We start from the raw sequence: 15,407 nt of genomic DNA, 5'->3' as shown, positions 1-15,407 counted from the left end.
ATGCGGCGCCTGTGGCCCGTGGCGATGGCGCTGGTCCTGGGGCTGTCCGGCTGTGCGCTCGATCCGACGCGGCTACCGCTGGGCAGCACCCGCGCCGAGACGCTTCAGAAGCTCGGTAGCCCGACTGCCACGTATTCGATGCCCGGCGGCGGCGAGCGGCTCCAGTATTCGCGTGCGCCGGCGGGCGTCACGGTCAACAACGTCGACCTCGACGCCAGCGGCCGGGTGGTCTCCATTCGCCAGGAGCTCGAGGACGGCATGTTCGACATCACGATCCAGCCCGGTGTCTGGCGGGTCGACGACGTGCTGCGCAGCTACGGCCGGCCGTTCGAGGTTTCGACCGTCCGCCCGTTCGACGGCGAGGTCTGGGCCTGGCGCTACCAGTCGCTGAACAACCCGCGCATCCTCTACATCTACATCGACCTGGACGGCGTGGTCGACCACTATCACACGGCCGACGAGGTGCGTCGGCTCATGACCGACCAATGAAAGTCGCGTTTGCGGGCACGCCCGAGTTCGCGCGCGTCGCGCTGGAGGCGATCGCGGCGGCCGGGTTCGAGATCGTCCTGGTGCTGACCCAGCCCGACCGCCCGGCCGGCCGGGGCATGAAGCTGCAGGCCTCGCCGGTGAAGCAGCTCGCGGTGAACCGCGGCTGGCCGGTGGCGCAGCCGCGCAGCCTGCGCCTCGACGGCAAGTACCCGGACGACGCCGCTGCCGCGCGCGAGGCCATCGCCGCCGCGCAGGCCGACGTGATGGTGGTCGCGGCCTACGGCCTGATCCTGCCGCAATGGGTGCTGGACGCGCCGCGGCTCGGATGCCTCAACATCCACGCCAGCCTGTTGCCGCGCTGGCGCGGCGCGGCGCCGATCCATCGCGCCATCGAGGCCGGCGACGCCCGGACCGGCGTCACGATCATGCAGATGGACGCCGGCCTCGACACCGGCGGCATGCTGTTGCGCGAGTCGCTCGCCATCGGCGACGACACGACTGCGCGGCTGCACGACCGGCTGGCCGAGATCGGCGGGCGGTTGATCGTCGATGCATTGCGGCAGGCCGCTGCCGGCCCCCTGACGGCCGAGGCGCAGCCCACCGAAGGCGTGACCTACGCGCACAAGGTCGAGAAGGCCGAGGCCCAAGTCGACTGGTCGCTGGATGCCGGCGCGATCGCGCGCCGGGTGCGCGCCTTCGATCCGTTCCCGGGCGCCAGCAGCGTGCTCGACGGCGAGACGATCAAGCTCTGGGCCGCCGACGCCCAGCCGGGCGTGCCGGGCGAGGCGCCGGGGACGATCCTGGCCGTCACGCCCTCTGGCATTGCGGTGGCGGCGAAGGATTCCATCCTGCGGGTCACCGAATTGCAGCGCGCCGGCGGCAAGCGCCTGGCGGTCGCCGACTTCCTGCGCGGTTTCGACGTCAAGCCGGGCCAGGTGTTCGGCCGATGAAGCGCCGCCCCTGATGTTCCTGTCGTCTGCGATCCGGCGCCAGCCGGAGTTCCGCCAGGGCGTGCGCGACATGTCCTCGGCCGCGGTCGGCATCGGCGCCTGGGGCCTGATGACCGGCGTGGCGATGCTCAAGTCGGGCATGAGCGTGTTCGAGTCGGTGGCGATGACGCTGCTGGTGTATGCCGGCAGCTCGCAGCTGGCGGCCATTCCGCTGCTGATCGCGGGCGCGCCGGCGTGGGTGATCCTGGCCACGGGCTTCTGCGTCAACCTGCGCTTCGTGGTCTTCAGCCTGCACCTGCGGCCCTACCTGATGCACATGCCGCGCTGGCGCCGCATCACCCATGGCTACCTCACGGCCGACATGAGCTACGCCCTCTTCACCCGGAAATACGCGCAGCCGCCGGCCACGCTGGCCGAAAAGCAGGCGCAGGAGGCCTATCTCACGGGCAACTACTTCGTGACCTGGGCGTCCTGGATGGGCATGAGCCTGCTCGGCATCGCGCTGGCCAACATGATCCCGCAAAGCTGGGGCCTGGGCTTCGCCGGGGTGTTGAGCCTGGTGGCGATCGTGTGTTCGATGGCGACCACCCGGCTGCGGCTGCTGGCGGTCCTGATCGCTTCGGCGACCGCGGTGGCGGCCTATTTGCTGCCGCTCAAGCTCAACATCGTGGTCGCCATCGGCGTGGCGGTGCTGGCCTGCTTCTGGCTCGAGAAGCAGTTCGGGCTCGACGTCGATGCGGAGGATGACAAGTGAGCGCAGCGCCGGGCCGCCCCAAGCAAGCTCGCGCCCCCTCGGGGGGCAGCGAGGACACGCAGTGCCGAGCGTGGGGGCCGAAGTGAGCGCAGCGCCGGGCCGCCCCAAGCAAGCTCGCGCCCCCTCGGGGGGCAGCGAGGACACGCAGTGCCGAGCGTGGGGGCCGAAGTGAGCGCGCTGTTCGCGGGGACCGACTTCTGGACCCTGGCGGTGATCCTCGGCCTGGCCGGCGTCACGGTGCTGACGCGCTGCTTCTTCTTCATCCTCGACCGGCCCTGGGGCCTGCCGGAGTGGGCCCACCGCGCGCTGCACTATGCGCCGGCGGCCGCGCTGGCGGCGGTCATCGCGCCCGAGATCGTCATGACGCAGGGCCATCTGGTCTCGACCTGGCAGGACGCGCGGCTCTATGGCGCCGCCGCCGGCGCCGTCTATTTCTTCTGGCGCCGCGGCGTGCTGGGGACGATGCTGGCGGGAATGGTGGTGTACCTGCCGCTGCATCTGGGGCTAGGCTGGTAGCAGCTCTCCTCGAGGCGGGCCGGCGCCGGCGCGCTAGTCCAGCTGCACGCCGGCGGTCTTGATGATCCGTCCCCAGCGCTCGCTTTCCGCCCGCGACAACTTGTAGAAATCCTGCGGGGTCCCGGGCAGCGCCTCGAAGCCGAACTCCGAGAACAGCTTGACCACCTTCGGCGACTGCATGGCCTTGTTGAGCTCGCCGTTGATGCGGCCCACCGCTTCCGGCGGCATGCCGGCCGGCCCGATGAGGCCGTGGAAGGCGTAGGCGTTGACGTCCTTGAAGCCGAGTTCGGCGAAGGTCGGCACGTCGGGCAGCGCGCCCGCGCGCTGCGGCAGCGCGATCGCCAGCACCCGCACCTTGCCCGACTTGATGATCGGCAGACCCGAGGCCAGGTCCAGCATCATGGTCGGCACCTGGCCGCCCATGACGTCGGTCATCGCGGGCGCGGCGCCCTTGTAGGGCACGTGCTGGACGCTGATGCCGGCCTTCTGCTTGAACAGCTCCATCGCCATGTGGTGCGGCGAGCCGTTGCCGGGCGAGGCGTAGCTGACYTTGTCGGGGTGGGCCTTCACGTAGCTCACGAACTCGGCCACGGTCTTTGCCGGGAAGTCCGGATGGACCACCAGCGCGACCGGGAAGCGGCCGATGGCGCCGATGTAGCTGAAGTCGCTGGCCGGCTTGTACGGCAGCTTGGCGAACATGTATTCATTGAACAGCAGCGCGGCATTCTCGGCCTGCATGATCGTGTAGCCGTCCGGCTTGGATTGCATCAGCACCGAGACGCCGATGTTGGTCGAGGCGCCGGGACGGTTGTCGATGATCAGGGGCTGCCCCAGCGAGGGCTGCATCGCCTCGGCCAGCGCGCGCGCCAGGTTGTCGGTGCCGCCGCCGGCCACGTAGGGCACGATCCAGCGCACGGGCTGGCTCGGGTAGGCGGTCTGGGCCGGTGCAGGGCCGCCGAACGCGAGCGTGAGGCCCGCGGCCAGCAGTTGCAGGAATCGTTTCATCGTCATTGTCTCCGGAGTTGGAAAAGAAAGGATCTCGACAATCAGCCGCGCAGGGTCTGCCACAGCACGCGGTCGCGCTCGGCCGTCCAGACCACCGGGTGCTCGATGCCACGCAGTTCGTCATAGGCGCGCGAGACGTCGAAAGGCAGCACGTGCTGGAACACCGGCCAGTCGCCGAAGCGCGGCTTCATCGCCTGCTCGGCGCGCGCGAAGCAGCCGCGCAGGCTCTCGCCGGCGTCGATGCCCGCGCGCACGCTGGCGAGCAGGGTCGAGAGAAAGGCCTTGGTGAGTTCGATGGCCTCGGTGCAGTCCGCGCCACCGCGGACCACCGCGCCGCGGCCCGGCACCAGCACCTGCGGCTGCAGCGCCGCGACGGCGTCGAGCGTGCCCGCCCAGTCCTGGATGTAGGCGTCGCCCGCATAGACCCCGCAGCGGTTCTCCACCACGTCGCCCGAGAACAGCACGCCGCAGTCGGGCAGCCAGGCCACGGTGTCGCCGCCCGAGTGGCCGCGCCCGAGGCACATCAGCCGCACTTCGCGCGCGCCGAGCCACAGGCTCATCTCGCGCTCGAAGCTCATGCTCGGCACCGTCAGCCCGGGGACCTCCTCGACGCCGGCGAACAGGCGCGGGAAGCGTCCGACCTCGGAGTCGAAATCGGCCTGCCCGCGTTCGCGCATCCAGTCGAGCGTGCCCTTGCTGGCGATGATGGCCTGCGCTTCGTCGAAGGCGCTGGCGCCCATCACGCGCACCGCGTGGTAGTGGGTCAGAACGATGAACCTGATCGGCTTGTCGGTGACCGTGCGGATGTCGGCCAGGAAGTCGCGCGCCATGCGCGGCGTGGGCCGGGTGTCGATCAGCACCACATGCGCGTCGCCGACGATGAAGCCGCAGTTCGGATCGAAGTCGCTGATGTAGCCGTACACCTGGGGCGCGAGTTCGCGCAGCTGCGGCTTCTGCGCGCGGGTGTCGGAGGCGGAGGCGAAGGAGACGGGTGCGTTCATGCGGCGCTTTGTGTCGTGGGGTGGGAAGTCTCGCCGCTGTCGCTCGCGGCGGCGATGCAGTTCAGCAGCACGGCCTGGTCGCCGCACTGGTTGGCCAGCAGCAGCACGAGGCGGGCGTTGAAATCGGCGCTCTGGGATTCGGTCAGCCCTTCGTGCGCGCTGACCCAGGCCGCGTAGAAGCCGTCGGGATCGGGGATGTGGGGCTCGGTGATCATGGTGTGCTGTCCTTCTTCAGCGATGCGCCAGTGCGGTGTGGACCGCGGCCGAGATCGATGCAGGCGTGGGCTTGCGCAGCAGCGCGGCGCGATAGGCATCCGGGCGCACGATGAACAGGCTGCCGGCCGCCGGATTGCCGAGATGGCGCGCCAGTATCTCGTCGGGCTGCAGCGTAGGCAGTCCGCTGTCGCCGCCGACGGCCACGAGCCGCAGCGGAATCGATGCCGCGATGTCGGCCGCCGCTCGGGCTTGAGCGCGCGCCGGCGCGAACCAGAGGCCGAGGCATTGCGTGCCGTCGGCCAGCAGTTCCATGAGCGTGGTCGGTGTTCCGTCGAGGTGGTGCAGCGGCAGGTTCTGCACGGTCCGCCCGCCTTCGGGCAGGTGGGACGCCGCCGGATAGTCATTGGCCACCGACATGCGGCCCGTGTTGACCAGCGCGCGGGCGAAGGCATGGCGCGAGGCGAGCGCCACCACCGCGCGCCGCAGCGTGTGCTCGGCCGGCGTGCGCGGCGCGAGGAAGCGTGCCGAGCGGCTGGTGACGCGCAGGTTCTCCACCGCGGCGGGCCGCCGCTCGGCGTCGTAGGTGTCGAGCAGCGCATCGCCGGCCCGGCCCTGCGCGACCAATGCCAGCTTCCAGCCGAGGTTGGCCGCGTCCTGGATCCCGCTGTTCCCGCCGCGCGCGCCGAAGGGGCTCACGACATGGGCCGAGTCGCCGATGAACAGGATGCGGCCGTGCCGGAAGTCGTCGAGCAGGTGGTCGCGGTAGCCGTAGGGCCCGATCCAGACGAACTCGAACTCCACGCCCGGCCCGAGCTGCTCGCGCAGTCGCGCGCCCGCCACTTCGGGCTGGCTGATGTGGGCCGTGTCGCAGTCTTCGGGCATCTGGTAGTCGATGCGCCAGACGCCGTCGCCCATCAGGTGCTGCCACACGGCGCGGCCTTCGTTGAAGGGCGCGTCGACCCAGGTCCAGCGCTCGGTCGGCAGCGGCTTCTTGAAGCGGACGTCGCTGATGCACCAGCGGTCGGTGCTGCGCGACGGGTGCGCGTCGATGCCGAGCTGGGTGCGGATCGGGCTGTTGGCGCCGGTGGCGTCGATCAGGTGGTCGGCTTCGATGGTGTAGCTGCCGACGGGCGTCTCGACGTCGACGCGAACGCCGTCGGCGAGCGGCGTCACCTGCGTCGCGCGGTTCTTCCAGCGCAGGTCGGTGAGGCCGAGTTCGATGATGCGATCGACCAGGAACCACTCGACGTAGAACTGCTGGAGGTTGATGAAGGGCGGCTGCACCGAGACGCTGTCGGTCTTCAGGTTGAAGTTGTAGACCTCCTTCTCGTTCGAGAAGGTGCGGCCGAAGGACCAGGTGATGCCTTTCTCCGCGATCCGCTCGTAGATGCCGAGGCGCGCGAAGATCTCCAGGCTCTTCTGGGCGTAGCAGATGCCGCGCGACGAGGCGCCACGCACGCCGACCGTATCGTCCTCGTCGAGGAGCACGGCGCGCACGCCGCGGCGCGCGAGGTCGCAGGCCAGCGTCAGCCCGGCCGGGCCGGCGCCGACGATCACGATGGGATGGCGCACGACGGCGTCGTTGCCCAGTTCGGGCGGCGGCACGAAGGGCCAGCTCGGCAGTTCGTACGCGGGTGCGAAGTTGGTGCTTTCCATTGGAGTGTGCGGGGAGTTCACAGGGCGTGGGCCCATTCGGCGACCGCGTCGGCCGCGCGCAGCACCAGCTCCGGCTGGCCCGCGAGGTAGTGGTTGCCGCCGACGATGTCGACATTGCGGATGCGCGCGCCGCCCGCCGCCAGCCAGGCGTCGCGCGTGCTCGGGAAAGTCGACTGGTCGCCGGTGTAGGTCAGCAGCAGCTTGGGCACTGTCGTGCGCGCCAGGTTCGACGGACCGTCGGCTTGGGAGCGCGACGACCATTGCGACAGGAAGGCGGTCAGCGAGGTGGTGCGCCCCATCGCATTGGCCGAGTAGTTCACCTGCCGCGCATCGCCCCAGACGCTGCCCGGCGCGCGGTCGTTGGCATCGATCGAGAGGTCCACGCAGCGCGGATCGGCATGCGTGCGGTAGACGATGAAGGCCTGGTCGCGCGGGGCGCCCGGGGTGCTGCGCAGTTGGCGCAGCCGCTCCAGTGCCCAGTTCTCGATGCGGTCGAGCCGCGCCTTCTGCGCTGCGCTGAAGCGGGCGAGGAATTCGGCGCCGTAGGGCATCTCGCGGCGCGCGTCGTACATGTCCAGCTCGGGATCGACCGACAGCGGGTCGTGCTCGTCGGTGACCGACGGGTCGATCCAGTCGCGCATGAGCTTCGAGCGGCCCTGGTGCGCCGCGCACAGCGCGATGCCGTCGACCGGCGGCAGGTCGTCCGGGTGCAGGTGCGTCGGGTCGCCATCCGGGAAGTGGTGCGCCGTGAGCTGCTCGGCCTGCGCCTGGTAGAAGCTGGCCAGCGCGGCGCCGCCCGAGTTGCCGACCAGCACCACCTTCTCGTAGCCGGCGGCGCGCAGGAACTGCACGCCGGCGCCGAGGTCCTGGATCGCGCGTTCCATCAGCAGCACCGTGTCGTTGCCCATGTAGCGCGAGTTCAGGCCCATGCAGCAGATGCCGCGCGCGGCCAGCGGTGCGATCAGGTAGTGGCCCATGAAGTTGCTGGTCGGATGCATCACGATGGCCGCGACCCGCTTCGGCCCGGCCGGCGCCTGGTACGCACCGTAGACGCGCGGGCGCAGCATCTGCAGGCCCGACTGGCTCTCGAGCGAGGCGCCGGGCTTGACGTCGATGACGGCGAGTTGCAGCTCAGGCATTGGAGGCCCTTCCGGCAGCGGCGGCGCGCAGCCCGGCCTTGCGCAGCGTCCAGGCATCGAGGTCGGCGCGCGCATGCAGCGCATGCGCGTCCATCTCGGCCTGCGGCACGGTCGGCGTCGTCAGCTCGACGCGGATGCCGTTCGGATCGAAGAAGTAGATCGATTCGATGATGTGGTGGTCGGTCGGGCCCAGCACCTCGACCCCGGCCGCCTCGAGCCTGGCCTTGGCCGCCAGCAGGTCGGCCGCCGAATCGACGCGCAGCGCGATGTGGTTGACCCAGGCCGGCGTGTTGGGAGACGGCAGCGCCGCGATGTCGTCGCCGAGGTCGAAGAAGGCGATGTACGCGCCGTCGCGCATCTGGAAGAAGATGTGGACGTAGGGGCAGTACTCGCCGGTGCTCGGCACGTGGTCGCTCTTGATCACGTGCACCAGCGGCAGGCCCAGCAGGTCTTCATAGAAGCGGCGGGTCTCTTCGCTGTCGCGGCAGCGCCAGGCGAAGTGGTGCAGGCCGCGCACGGGCGGGGGCGGCGGGTGGGCCATGGTCTGTCTCCTCTCTAGTCAGTTGAGGACAGAGCAAAAACTGCTGCGCAGTTTCTTGGTCTGTCCCGCAAGGTCTCAGTAGGTCGAGGACAAAGCAAAAACTGCTGCGCAGTTTCTTGGTCTGTCCCGCAAGGTCTCAGTAGGTCGAGGACAAAGCAAAAACCGCTGCGCAGTTTCTTGGTCTGTCCCGCAAGGTCTCAAAAGGCTCGGAGCGGATTGGGCCGCCATTCTTCTTATGATTCAATCGAAATAAATTCATCGATTGATGAAAAATGACCATGAATCTGACCCTGCGCCAATTGCGCGCCTTCGCTGCGGTGGCCGAAACCGGCAGCTTCACCGCCGCCGCCGCGACCCTGCACCTGACCCAGTCGGCGCTCAGCGTGCTGGTGCGCGAACTCGAGCGCGAGATGGGCGTGCAGCTGTTCGACCGGCACACGCGGCGCGTGCTGCTGTCGGAGGCCGGACGCGAGTTCCAGCCTTCGGTTCAGCGCCTGCTGGCCGACCTGGCGGGTGCGGTGGCCGGCGTCACCGACCTGCGCGACAAGAAGAAGGGCGTGTTGCGGCTGGCGGCGCCGCAGCTCATGGCCTGCACGCTGATGCCGCGCGTCATCGCCGCCTATCGCGAGGCGCATCCCGACATCGACGTGCGGCTGGCCGACACGCTGCCCGAGCACCTGCTCGACGGCCTGCTGTCGGGCGAAGTCGAGCTGGCGGTGGGCCAGGACGTGGCGGTGGATGCCGCGCTGGTCGAGCGCCGCACGCTGTTCCGCGACCGCCACTGGCTGATCTGTCCGCCCGGCCATCCGCTCGCGCGCCGGCGCAAGGTGCGCTGGAGCGAGCTCGGCCCCTACACCTTCATCGCGCCGACGCGCGACTTCCGCCAGCGCGTGCTGCCCGAGCTGGCCGCCGATGCGCGCGAGCTCATGCTGCGCGCGACCACGCAGGAGGTCTCGTACATGACGACCGCGCTCGGCATGGTCGCCTCGGGGCTCGGGCTGACCGTGTGTCCGACCTATTCGGCTTCGCTGGTGCGGGCCCACGGGCTGCAGATGGTGCGGCTCGACCAGCCCGACTTCCACCGCGAGGTCTGCGTCTACGGGGCGGCCAAGCGCTCGCTGTCGCCGGYGGCGGCGAGCTTCGTCGAGCGGCTCCAGCAATTCGTGCGGCAGCCGGGCCTCGCGGGCTGAAACCTACAATGGCGCTGCCCGTCGCGGCGCCCCTTCTTCGTTTTTTGATCGCCACCCATGAACGTCCTTCGATTCACCGACCTCTGTGCGCAAGGCAAAGTCGCCGGCCAGCGCGTCTTCATCCGAGCCGACCTCAACGTGCCGCAGGACGACAGCGGCCGCATCACCGAGGACACCCGCATCCGCGCTTCGGTGCCCTGCATCCGCGCGGCGCTCGACGCCGGCGCCGCGGTGATGGTGACCTCGCACCTGGGCCGGCCGACCGAAGGCCAGTTCAAGCCCGAGGACTCGCTGGCGCCGGTCGCGGCCCGCCTCGGCGAGCTGCTCGGCCGCGAAGTCCCGCTGGTGTCGAACTGGGTCGACGGCGTGCAGGTCGCGCCGGGCCAGATCGTGCTGCTCGAGAACTGCCGCCTCAACAAGGGCGAGAAGAAGAACGACGAGGCGCTGGCGCGCAAGCTCGCCGCGCTGACCGACATCTACGTCAACGACGCCTTCGGCACCGCGCACCGCGCCGAGGCCACCACCTACGGCATCGCCCAGTTCGCCAAGGTCGCTTGCGCAGGCCCGCTGCTGGCGGCCGAGATCGACGCCATCACCAAGGCGCTGGCCCAGCCGCAGCGCCCGCTGGTGGCGATCGTCGCCGGCTCCAAGGTCAGCACCAAGCTGACCATCCTCAAGAGCCTGGCCGAGAAGGTCGACCAGCTGATCGTCGGCGGCGGCATTGCCAACACCTTCATGCTGGCGGCCGGCCTTTCGATCGGCAAGTCGCTGGCCGAGCCCGACCTGCTCGATGAAGCCAAGGCGGTGATCGAGGCCATGCGCGCGCGCGGCGCGGCGGTGCCGATCCCGGTCGACGTGGTCACGGCCAAGACCTTCGCGGCCGATGCGGCGGCGACCGTCAAGGATGCCAGCGATGTCGACGACGACGACCTGATCCTGGACATCGGCCCGAAGACCGCCGAACTGCTGGCCGCGCAGCTGCGCGAAGCCGGCACGATCGTCTGGAACGGCCCGGTGGGCGTATTCGAATTCGATGCCTTCGCCAACGGCACCCGGACCATCGCCCACGCCATTGCCGACAGCAAGGCCTTCTCGATCGCCGGCGGCGGCGACACGCTGGCCGCGATCGCCAAGTACGGCATCGAGAACAAGGTCGGCTACATCTCCACCGGCGGCGGGGCCTTCCTCGAGATCCTCGAGGGCAAGACGCTGCCGGCCTTCGAAATCCTGAGCAGGCGAGCAGCGGGCGCTTGAACCCCTATCGGCGGCGCCGCAAAGTGTATACAGTATCGAATACATTCAGGAGACAACGATGAGCACGCCCCGCCTGCCCCGCCACGCCACCAAGATCGTCGCCACCCTCGGCCCGGCCTCGAACACGCTCGAGCTGCTCGAGCAGATGATCCACTACAAGGTCAGCGTGGTGCGGCTCAATTTCAGCCACGGCACTGCGCAGGACCACATCAACCGGGCCGCGATGGTGCGCGAGGCGGCGCGCCGCAGCGGCCGCGAGGTGGCGATCATGGCCGACCTGCAGGGTCCGAAGATCCGGGTCGGCAAGTTCGCCGAAGGCAAGATCTGGCTCGAGCCCGGCGCCAGGTTCGTGCTCGATGCCTCGCGCACCGAGCCCGGCGATATCGCCGCCGTGGGCCTCGACTACAAGGACCTGCCGCGCGACGTCAAGCCCGGCGACAGCCTGCTGCTGAACGACGGCCTGATCGTGCTGACGGTCGACGCCGTCAAGGGCGATGCGGTCCACACCACGGTGCGCCTGGGCGGCGAACTCTCCAACAACAAGGGCATCAACAAGCAGGGCGGCGGCCTGACCGCGCCGGCGCTGACCGCCAAGGACATGGAGGACATCAAGACCGCGATGAGCTTCCAGGCCGACTACGTGGCGGTGAGCTTCCCGAAGAACGCCACCGACATGGAAATGGCGCGCCAGCTGTGCAACGTGGCGGCAGCCGAATTCGGCCACAAGCCCGGGATGATCGCCAAGATCGAGCGCGCCGAGGCGATTCCCAAGCTCGAGGAGATCCTGCGGGCCAGCGACGGCATCATGGTGGCGCGTGGCGACCTGGCGGTCGAGGTCGGCAACGCCGCGGTGCCGGCCTTGCAGAAGAAGATGATCCGGATGGCGCGCGAGATGGACAAGGTGGTCATCACCGCGACCCAGATGATGGAGTCGATGATCACCAACCCGGTGCCGACCCGCGCCGAGGTCAGCGACGTCGCCAACGCGGTGCTCGACGGCACCGACGCCGTCATGCTCTCGGCCGAAACGGCCTCGGGCCGCTACCCGCTCGAGACCGTGCAGGAGATGAGCAAGATCTGCGAGGCCGCCGAGGCCGCGGAGGACCTGCAGCTCGACGCCGATTTCAGCGGCAAGAACTACGCCCGGATCGACCAGTCGATCGCGATGGGGGCGCTGTTCACCGCGCACCACCTGGGCGCCAAGGCGATCGTCGCGCTGACCGAGTCGGGCTCCACCCCGCTGTGGATGAGCCGCCACCGGGCCCACATTCCGATGTACGCGCTGACCTCCCGCCTGTCGACTCAGCGGAAGATGGCGCTGTACCGCAACGTGCGGCCGCTGCTGATGGATTCCGAAAGCGACCGCGACACCGCGCTCGAGCAGGCCGAGGCCCACCTCAAGAAGCGTGGCATCGTCCAGACCGGAGACGTCTACGCGATCACCTGCGGCGAGCCGATGGGCGCGCCCGGTGGCACCAACATGCTCAAGATCTGCCGGGTCAGTTAGCGCGCCGCCCCGCGGTTGCAGGGGCCATCGGAGCCGTCCTACAAGGGGCCTCGGTAGAATCGCGGGAGTTATTTCGTTTCCATCCCTAGATTCCCGCGAGGTATTCCCATGGCACTCGTCTCGATGCGCGAACTGCTCGACCATGCCGCCGCCAATGGCTACGGCATCCCGGCATTCAACGTCAACAATCTCGAACAGGTCCAGGCCGTGATGGAGGCCGCCAAGGAAGTCGGCGCGCCTGTGATCCTGCAGGCCAGCGCCGGCGCCCGCAAGTACGCGGGCGAGGCCTTCATCAAGCACCTGATCCAGGCCGCCATCGAAGCCTATCCCACGGTGCCGCTGGTGATGCACCAGGACCACGGCCAGAGCCCCGATGTGTGCCGTGGCGCCATCGACCTGGGCTTCAGCTCGGTCATGATGGACGGCTCGCTGGAGGCCGACGGCAAGACCATCGCCAGCTACGACTACAACGTCGACGTCACCCGCAAGGTGGCCGACATGGCGCACAAGGTCGGCGTCACGGTCGAGGGCGAACTCGGCTGCCTGGGCTCGCTGGAGACCATGAAGGGCGACAAGGAAGACGGCCACGGCACCGAAGCCACCATGACCCGCGAGCAGCTGCTGACCGACCCCGAGCAGGCCGCCGACTTCGTCAAGCGGACCCAGATCGACGCCCTGGCGATCGCCATCGGCACCAGCCACGGCGCCTACAAGTTCACGCGCAAGCCCACCGGCGACATCCTGGCGATCGACCGCATCAAGGAAATCCACCACCGCATTCCCAACACCCACCTGGTGATGCACGGCTCCTCGAGCGTGCCGCAGGAACTGCTGGCCATCATTCGCCAATACGGCGGCAACATGAAGGAAACCTACGGCGTGCCGGTCGAGGAGATCCAGGAAGCCATCAAGCACGGCGTGCGCAAGATCAACATCGACACCGACATCCGGCTCGCGATGACCGGCGCGGTGCGCAAGTTCCTGGCCGAGAACCCCGAGAAGTTCGACGCCCGCGAATGGCTCAAGCCGGCGCGCGAGGCGGCCCGGCTGATCTGCAAGCAGCGCTACCTCGAGTTCGGCTGCGAAGGCCAGGGCCCGAAGATCAAGGGCGACAGCCTGCAGGTGGTCGCCGCCAAGTACGCCAAGGGCGAGCTCGCGCAAGAAGTCATTTAGGCGCACCCCCAGGTCGCGCGCACTTCGTGTCGCGCTCCCACCCCCCTCTCCGGGGGCAACCCCAGCGGCCCGGCAAAGCCGGTTCCGCGGGGTTTCCCGAACGGGCCTCGCTGCGCTGGCCGGTTTGTTTCGCGCGGCACGCGCCGCGCGCACAATCTCCGAAGTTCTCCGCACCGCCCACCTTCCATTCGCCATGACCACCGTCCATACCTCTTCCATCAAGAGCCTTCCGCTGCTGGCGCGCGGCAAGGTGCGCGACAACTATGCGGTCGGCAACGACCGGATCCTGATGGTCGCGAGCGATCGCCTCTCGGCCTTCGACGTGATCATGGGCGAGCCGATTCCCGGCAAGGGCGTGATCCTCACGCAGATGGCGCTCTGGTGGTTCGACCGGCTCGGCCACCTGTGTCCCAACCACCTCACCGGCGACGCCCCCGAGAGCGTGGTGACGCCGGACGAGGTGCCGCAGGTCGAGGGCCGTTCGATGCTGGTCAAGCGCCTGACGCCGATCCCGGTCGAAGCCGTGGTGCGCGGCTACCTGGCCGGCAGCGGCTGGAAGGAATACCAGGAGAACCAAGCGGTCTGCGGCGTGCCGCTGCCCGAGGGCCTGACCAACGCCAGCAAGCTGCCGCGACCGATCTTCACGCCCGCGGCCAAGGCCGCGGCGGGCGCGCACGACGAGAACATCAGCTACGACAAGGTGGTCGAGGTGGTCGGCCCGACACTCGCGCAGCAGATCCGCGAGACCAGCATCGCCATCTACGAGACCGCGGCCGAGATCGCGCTGGGCAAGGGAATGATCATCGCCGACACCAAGTTCGAGTTCGGCCTCGACGAAGCCGGCACGCTGGTGCTGATGGACGAGGTGCTGACGCCCGACAGCTCTCGCTACTGGCCGGTCGAAGGCTACGAGGCCGCGCTGGCCGCCGGCGCCAACCCGCCGAGCTACGACAAGCAGTTCGTGCGCGACTGGCTCGAGGCCACGAAGATCAACGGCAAGCCCTGGGACAAGACACCGCCGGCGCCGCGGCTGCCGGCCGAGGTGATCGAGAAGACGGCGGCCAAGTACCGCGAGGCGCTGCAGCGCCTGACCGGCTGAGCGGGGCCGGCCCGGCCACGGAATGTAAATAGATCACAAAATCCGCGGCAATAGTCACCGCACGACAGGGTCGCAGTCTTCCACACTCTTTTCATCCCCCCAGATGAGGAGAGCACCATGGAAACCGCAGTCGACTTTCAGATTTCCTATGTCGAGCGCTTCGGCCGCGAGGTCACTGCAGCTCCGCCCGACGCCCTGCAGCCCGGGATGCTGGCCCGGGTGCTCGATGAGATCGATCATGGCCTGCTGCTGCTGGACCTGACCGGCCGCATCCTGCACGCCAACTTCCCGGCCCGGCGCGAGCTGAGTTCGGCGCGCGCGCTGCGCAGCGGCGACGGCATGCTGTGCGCCGGCAGTCCGGCCTCCCAGGCGAAGATTCGCCAGGCCTTGAAGGACGCCGAGCGCGACTGCCGCAGCATCGTGGAACTCGAAGACGGCAGCGATGCGCTGTCGGTGGCCTTCATCCCTCTGGCCGCGGTGCACGGCAGCGAAACGGTCGACACGGTGCTGGTGATCTGCAGCCGCCGGCCCGGCTGCGAGATGCTGACCATGCAGATGTTCGCTCGCGCCCGGCACCTGACGCGGGCCGAGCAAAACGTGCTGGCCCGGCTCTGCGCCGGCCATGGCGCCGAGGAAATTGCCTGCCTCGAGGGCATCCGGATGTCGACCGTGCGCACCCACATCAAGAACGTGCGGCAGAAGACCGGCAGCAGCAGCATCCGCGAGGTGGTGCACCGCGTCTCGCGCATGCCGCAGATCGTGTCCGCCCTGAGGCTGGTCGACTGACCGGGGGCCGACGGACAGACCGCCGCCGGGCCGCCCCAAGGCGGTCTGCGGCCCCCTCGGGGGGCAGCGACCCACACGCAGTGGGGGAGCGTGGGGGCGATCCAGACCGCCGCCGGGCCGCCCCAAGGCGG

16 protein-coding genes are annotated in these 15,407 nt (G+C 69.1%); 10 read left to right on the top strand and 6 right to left on the bottom strand.

Translation table 11 applies throughout. The features are described from left to right. The 4 genes from AC1D2E_RS01705 (at nt 1) to AC1D2E_RS01690 (ending at nt 2,709) form a co-directional block, all read left to right on the top strand. The gene (locus AC1D2E_RS01705; RefSeq protein WP_478195782.1) at nt 1–489 is read left to right on the top strand and encodes a hypothetical protein; all 489 of its coding nucleotides are present in this window, start codon (nt 1–3) and stop codon (nt 487–489) included. Next, the gene (gene fmt / locus AC1D2E_RS01700; RefSeq protein WP_478195781.1) at nt 486–1,439 is read left to right on the top strand and encodes a methionyl-tRNA formyltransferase; all 954 of its coding nucleotides are present in this window, start codon (nt 486–488) and stop codon (nt 1,437–1,439) included. The genes AC1D2E_RS01705 and fmt overlap by 4 nt, the downstream gene beginning before the upstream one ends. Nucleotides 1,440–1,452: 13 nt before the next feature. Beyond that, complete coding sequence (locus AC1D2E_RS01695; RefSeq protein WP_478195780.1) at nt 1,453–2,193, top strand: AzlC family ABC transporter permease; 741 nt, start codon at nt 1,453–1,455, stop codon at nt 2,191–2,193. Nucleotides 2,194–2,340: 147 nt separating this feature from the next. Beyond that, nucleotides 2,341–2,709 carry an AzlD domain-containing protein gene (locus AC1D2E_RS01690; protein ID WP_478195779.1) on the top strand — a complete coding sequence of 123 codons (369 nt, stop codon included), beginning with the start codon at nt 2,341–2,343 and terminating at the stop codon, nt 2,707–2,709. Nucleotides 2,710–2,742: 33 nt separating this feature from the next. On the opposite strand, the gene AC1D2E_RS01685 is transcribed toward AC1D2E_RS01690, so the two are convergent. The 6 genes from AC1D2E_RS01685 to AC1D2E_RS01660 are packed head-to-tail and all read right to left on the bottom strand — an operon-like array spanning nt 2,743 to nt 8,267. Then, entirely contained in the window at nt 2,743–3,720 is a 978-nt protein-coding gene (locus AC1D2E_RS01685; protein ID WP_478173838.1) for a Bug family tripartite tricarboxylate transporter substrate binding protein, read from the bottom strand. A 35-nt stretch (nt 3,721–3,755) separates the two neighbouring features. Further along, a complete protein-coding gene (locus tag AC1D2E_RS01680) occupies nt 3,756–4,715 on the bottom strand; it encodes an MBL fold metallo-hydrolase (RefSeq protein WP_478195778.1) in 960 nt (319 codons plus the stop codon). Beyond that, a complete protein-coding gene (locus AC1D2E_RS01675) occupies nt 4,712–4,930 on the bottom strand; it encodes a DUF2783 domain-containing protein (RefSeq protein ID WP_478195777.1) in 219 nt (72 codons plus the stop codon). Before AC1D2E_RS01675 ends, AC1D2E_RS01680 begins: the two co-directional genes overlap by 4 nt. Before the next feature lie 16 nt (nt 4,931–4,946). Further along, a complete protein-coding gene (locus tag AC1D2E_RS01670) occupies nt 4,947–6,587 on the bottom strand; it encodes an FAD-dependent oxidoreductase (RefSeq protein ID WP_478195776.1) in 1,641 nt (546 codons plus the stop codon). A gap of 17 nt (nt 6,588–6,604) precedes the next feature. After that, nucleotides 6,605–7,726, bottom strand: coding sequence for an alpha/beta fold hydrolase (locus AC1D2E_RS01665; protein ID WP_478195775.1), 1,122 nt, complete (start codon nt 7,724–7,726; stop codon nt 6,605–6,607). Continuing rightward, the gene (locus AC1D2E_RS01660) at nt 7,719–8,267 is read right to left on the bottom strand and encodes a VOC family protein (RefSeq protein WP_478195774.1); all 549 of its coding nucleotides are present in this window, start codon (nt 8,265–8,267) and stop codon (nt 7,719–7,721) included. Before AC1D2E_RS01660 ends, AC1D2E_RS01665 begins: the two co-directional genes overlap by 8 nt. A gap of 278 nt (nt 8,268–8,545) precedes the next feature. Here AC1D2E_RS01660 and AC1D2E_RS01655 point away from each other — a divergent pair, with 278 nt between their 5' ends. The 6 genes from AC1D2E_RS01655 (at nt 8,546) to AC1D2E_RS01630 (ending at nt 15,276) form a co-directional block, all read left to right on the top strand. Next, the gene (locus AC1D2E_RS01655) at nt 8,546–9,457 is read left to right on the top strand and encodes a LysR family transcriptional regulator (protein ID WP_478195773.1); all 912 of its coding nucleotides are present in this window, start codon (nt 8,546–8,548) and stop codon (nt 9,455–9,457) included. A gap of 57 nt (nt 9,458–9,514) precedes the next feature. Then, on the top strand, nt 9,515–10,711 hold the full coding sequence (locus AC1D2E_RS01650; RefSeq protein ID WP_478173831.1) for a phosphoglycerate kinase: 1,197 nt from the start codon (nt 9,515–9,517) through the stop codon (nt 10,709–10,711). A gap of 58 nt (nt 10,712–10,769) precedes the next feature. Beyond that, on the top strand, nt 10,770–12,218 hold the full coding sequence (gene pyk / locus AC1D2E_RS01645; RefSeq protein WP_478195772.1) for a pyruvate kinase: 1,449 nt from the start codon (nt 10,770–10,772) through the stop codon (nt 12,216–12,218). 108 nt (nt 12,219–12,326) lie between these two features. Further along, complete coding sequence (gene fba / locus AC1D2E_RS01640) at nt 12,327–13,391, top strand: class II fructose-bisphosphate aldolase (protein WP_478195771.1); 1,065 nt, start codon at nt 12,327–12,329, stop codon at nt 13,389–13,391. Nucleotides 13,392–13,584: 193 nt separating this feature from the next. Further along, nucleotides 13,585–14,490: a phosphoribosylaminoimidazolesuccinocarboxamide synthase gene (locus AC1D2E_RS01635; RefSeq protein WP_478195770.1), complete on the top strand. Its 906-nt coding sequence runs from the start codon at nt 13,585–13,587 to the stop codon at nt 14,488–14,490. A gap of 117 nt (nt 14,491–14,607) precedes the next feature. After that, nucleotides 14,608–15,276, top strand: a complete 669-nt coding sequence (locus AC1D2E_RS01630) for a helix-turn-helix transcriptional regulator (protein WP_478195769.1) — start codon at nt 14,608–14,610, stop codon at nt 15,274–15,276. The last annotated feature ends 131 nt before the right edge of the window (nt 15,277–15,407 follow it).

The sequence above is a fragment of the Variovorax sp. P1_H2 genome, assembly GCF_056405295.1.
The sequence above is the reverse complement of the archived record's forward strand: the minus strand, read 5'-3'. Positions and strand labels throughout refer to the sequence as shown.

Excerpts from the sequence above, each read along its gene's own strand:
- AC1D2E_RS01705 (WP_478195782.1), top strand. The coding sequence starts at position 1 with ATGCGGCGCCTGTGGCCCGTGGCGATGGCGCTGGTCCTGGGGCTGTCC.
- fmt (WP_478195781.1), top strand. The coding sequence starts at position 486 with ATGAAAGTCGCGTTTGCGGGCACGCCCGAGTTCGCGCGCGTCGCGCTG.
- AC1D2E_RS01695 (WP_478195780.1), top strand. The coding sequence starts at position 1,453 with ATGTTCCTGTCGTCTGCGATCCGGCGCCAGCCGGAGTTCCGCCAGGGC.
- AC1D2E_RS01680 (WP_478195778.1), bottom strand. The coding sequence starts at position 4,715 with ATGAACGCACCCGTCTCCTTCGCCTCCGCCTCCGACACCCGCGCGCAG.
- AC1D2E_RS01675 (WP_478195777.1), bottom strand. The coding sequence starts at position 4,930 with ATGATCACCGAGCCCCACATCCCCGATCCCGACGGCTTCTACGCGGCC.
- AC1D2E_RS01670 (WP_478195776.1), bottom strand. The coding sequence starts at position 6,587 with ATGGAAAGCACCAACTTCGCACCCGCGTACGAACTGCCGAGCTGGCCC.
- AC1D2E_RS01665 (WP_478195775.1), bottom strand. The coding sequence starts at position 7,726 with ATGCCTGAGCTGCAACTCGCCGTCATCGACGTCAAGCCCGGCGCCTCG.
- AC1D2E_RS01660 (WP_478195774.1), bottom strand. The coding sequence starts at position 8,267 with ATGGCCCACCCGCCGCCCCCGCCCGTGCGCGGCCTGCACCACTTCGCC.
- AC1D2E_RS01650 (WP_478173831.1), top strand. The coding sequence starts at position 9,515 with ATGAACGTCCTTCGATTCACCGACCTCTGTGCGCAAGGCAAAGTCGCC.
- pyk (WP_478195772.1), top strand. The coding sequence starts at position 10,770 with ATGAGCACGCCCCGCCTGCCCCGCCACGCCACCAAGATCGTCGCCACC.
- fba (WP_478195771.1), top strand. The coding sequence starts at position 12,327 with ATGGCACTCGTCTCGATGCGCGAACTGCTCGACCATGCCGCCGCCAAT.
- AC1D2E_RS01635 (WP_478195770.1), top strand. The coding sequence starts at position 13,585 with ATGACCACCGTCCATACCTCTTCCATCAAGAGCCTTCCGCTGCTGGCG.
- AC1D2E_RS01630 (WP_478195769.1), top strand. The coding sequence starts at position 14,608 with ATGGAAACCGCAGTCGACTTTCAGATTTCCTATGTCGAGCGCTTCGGC.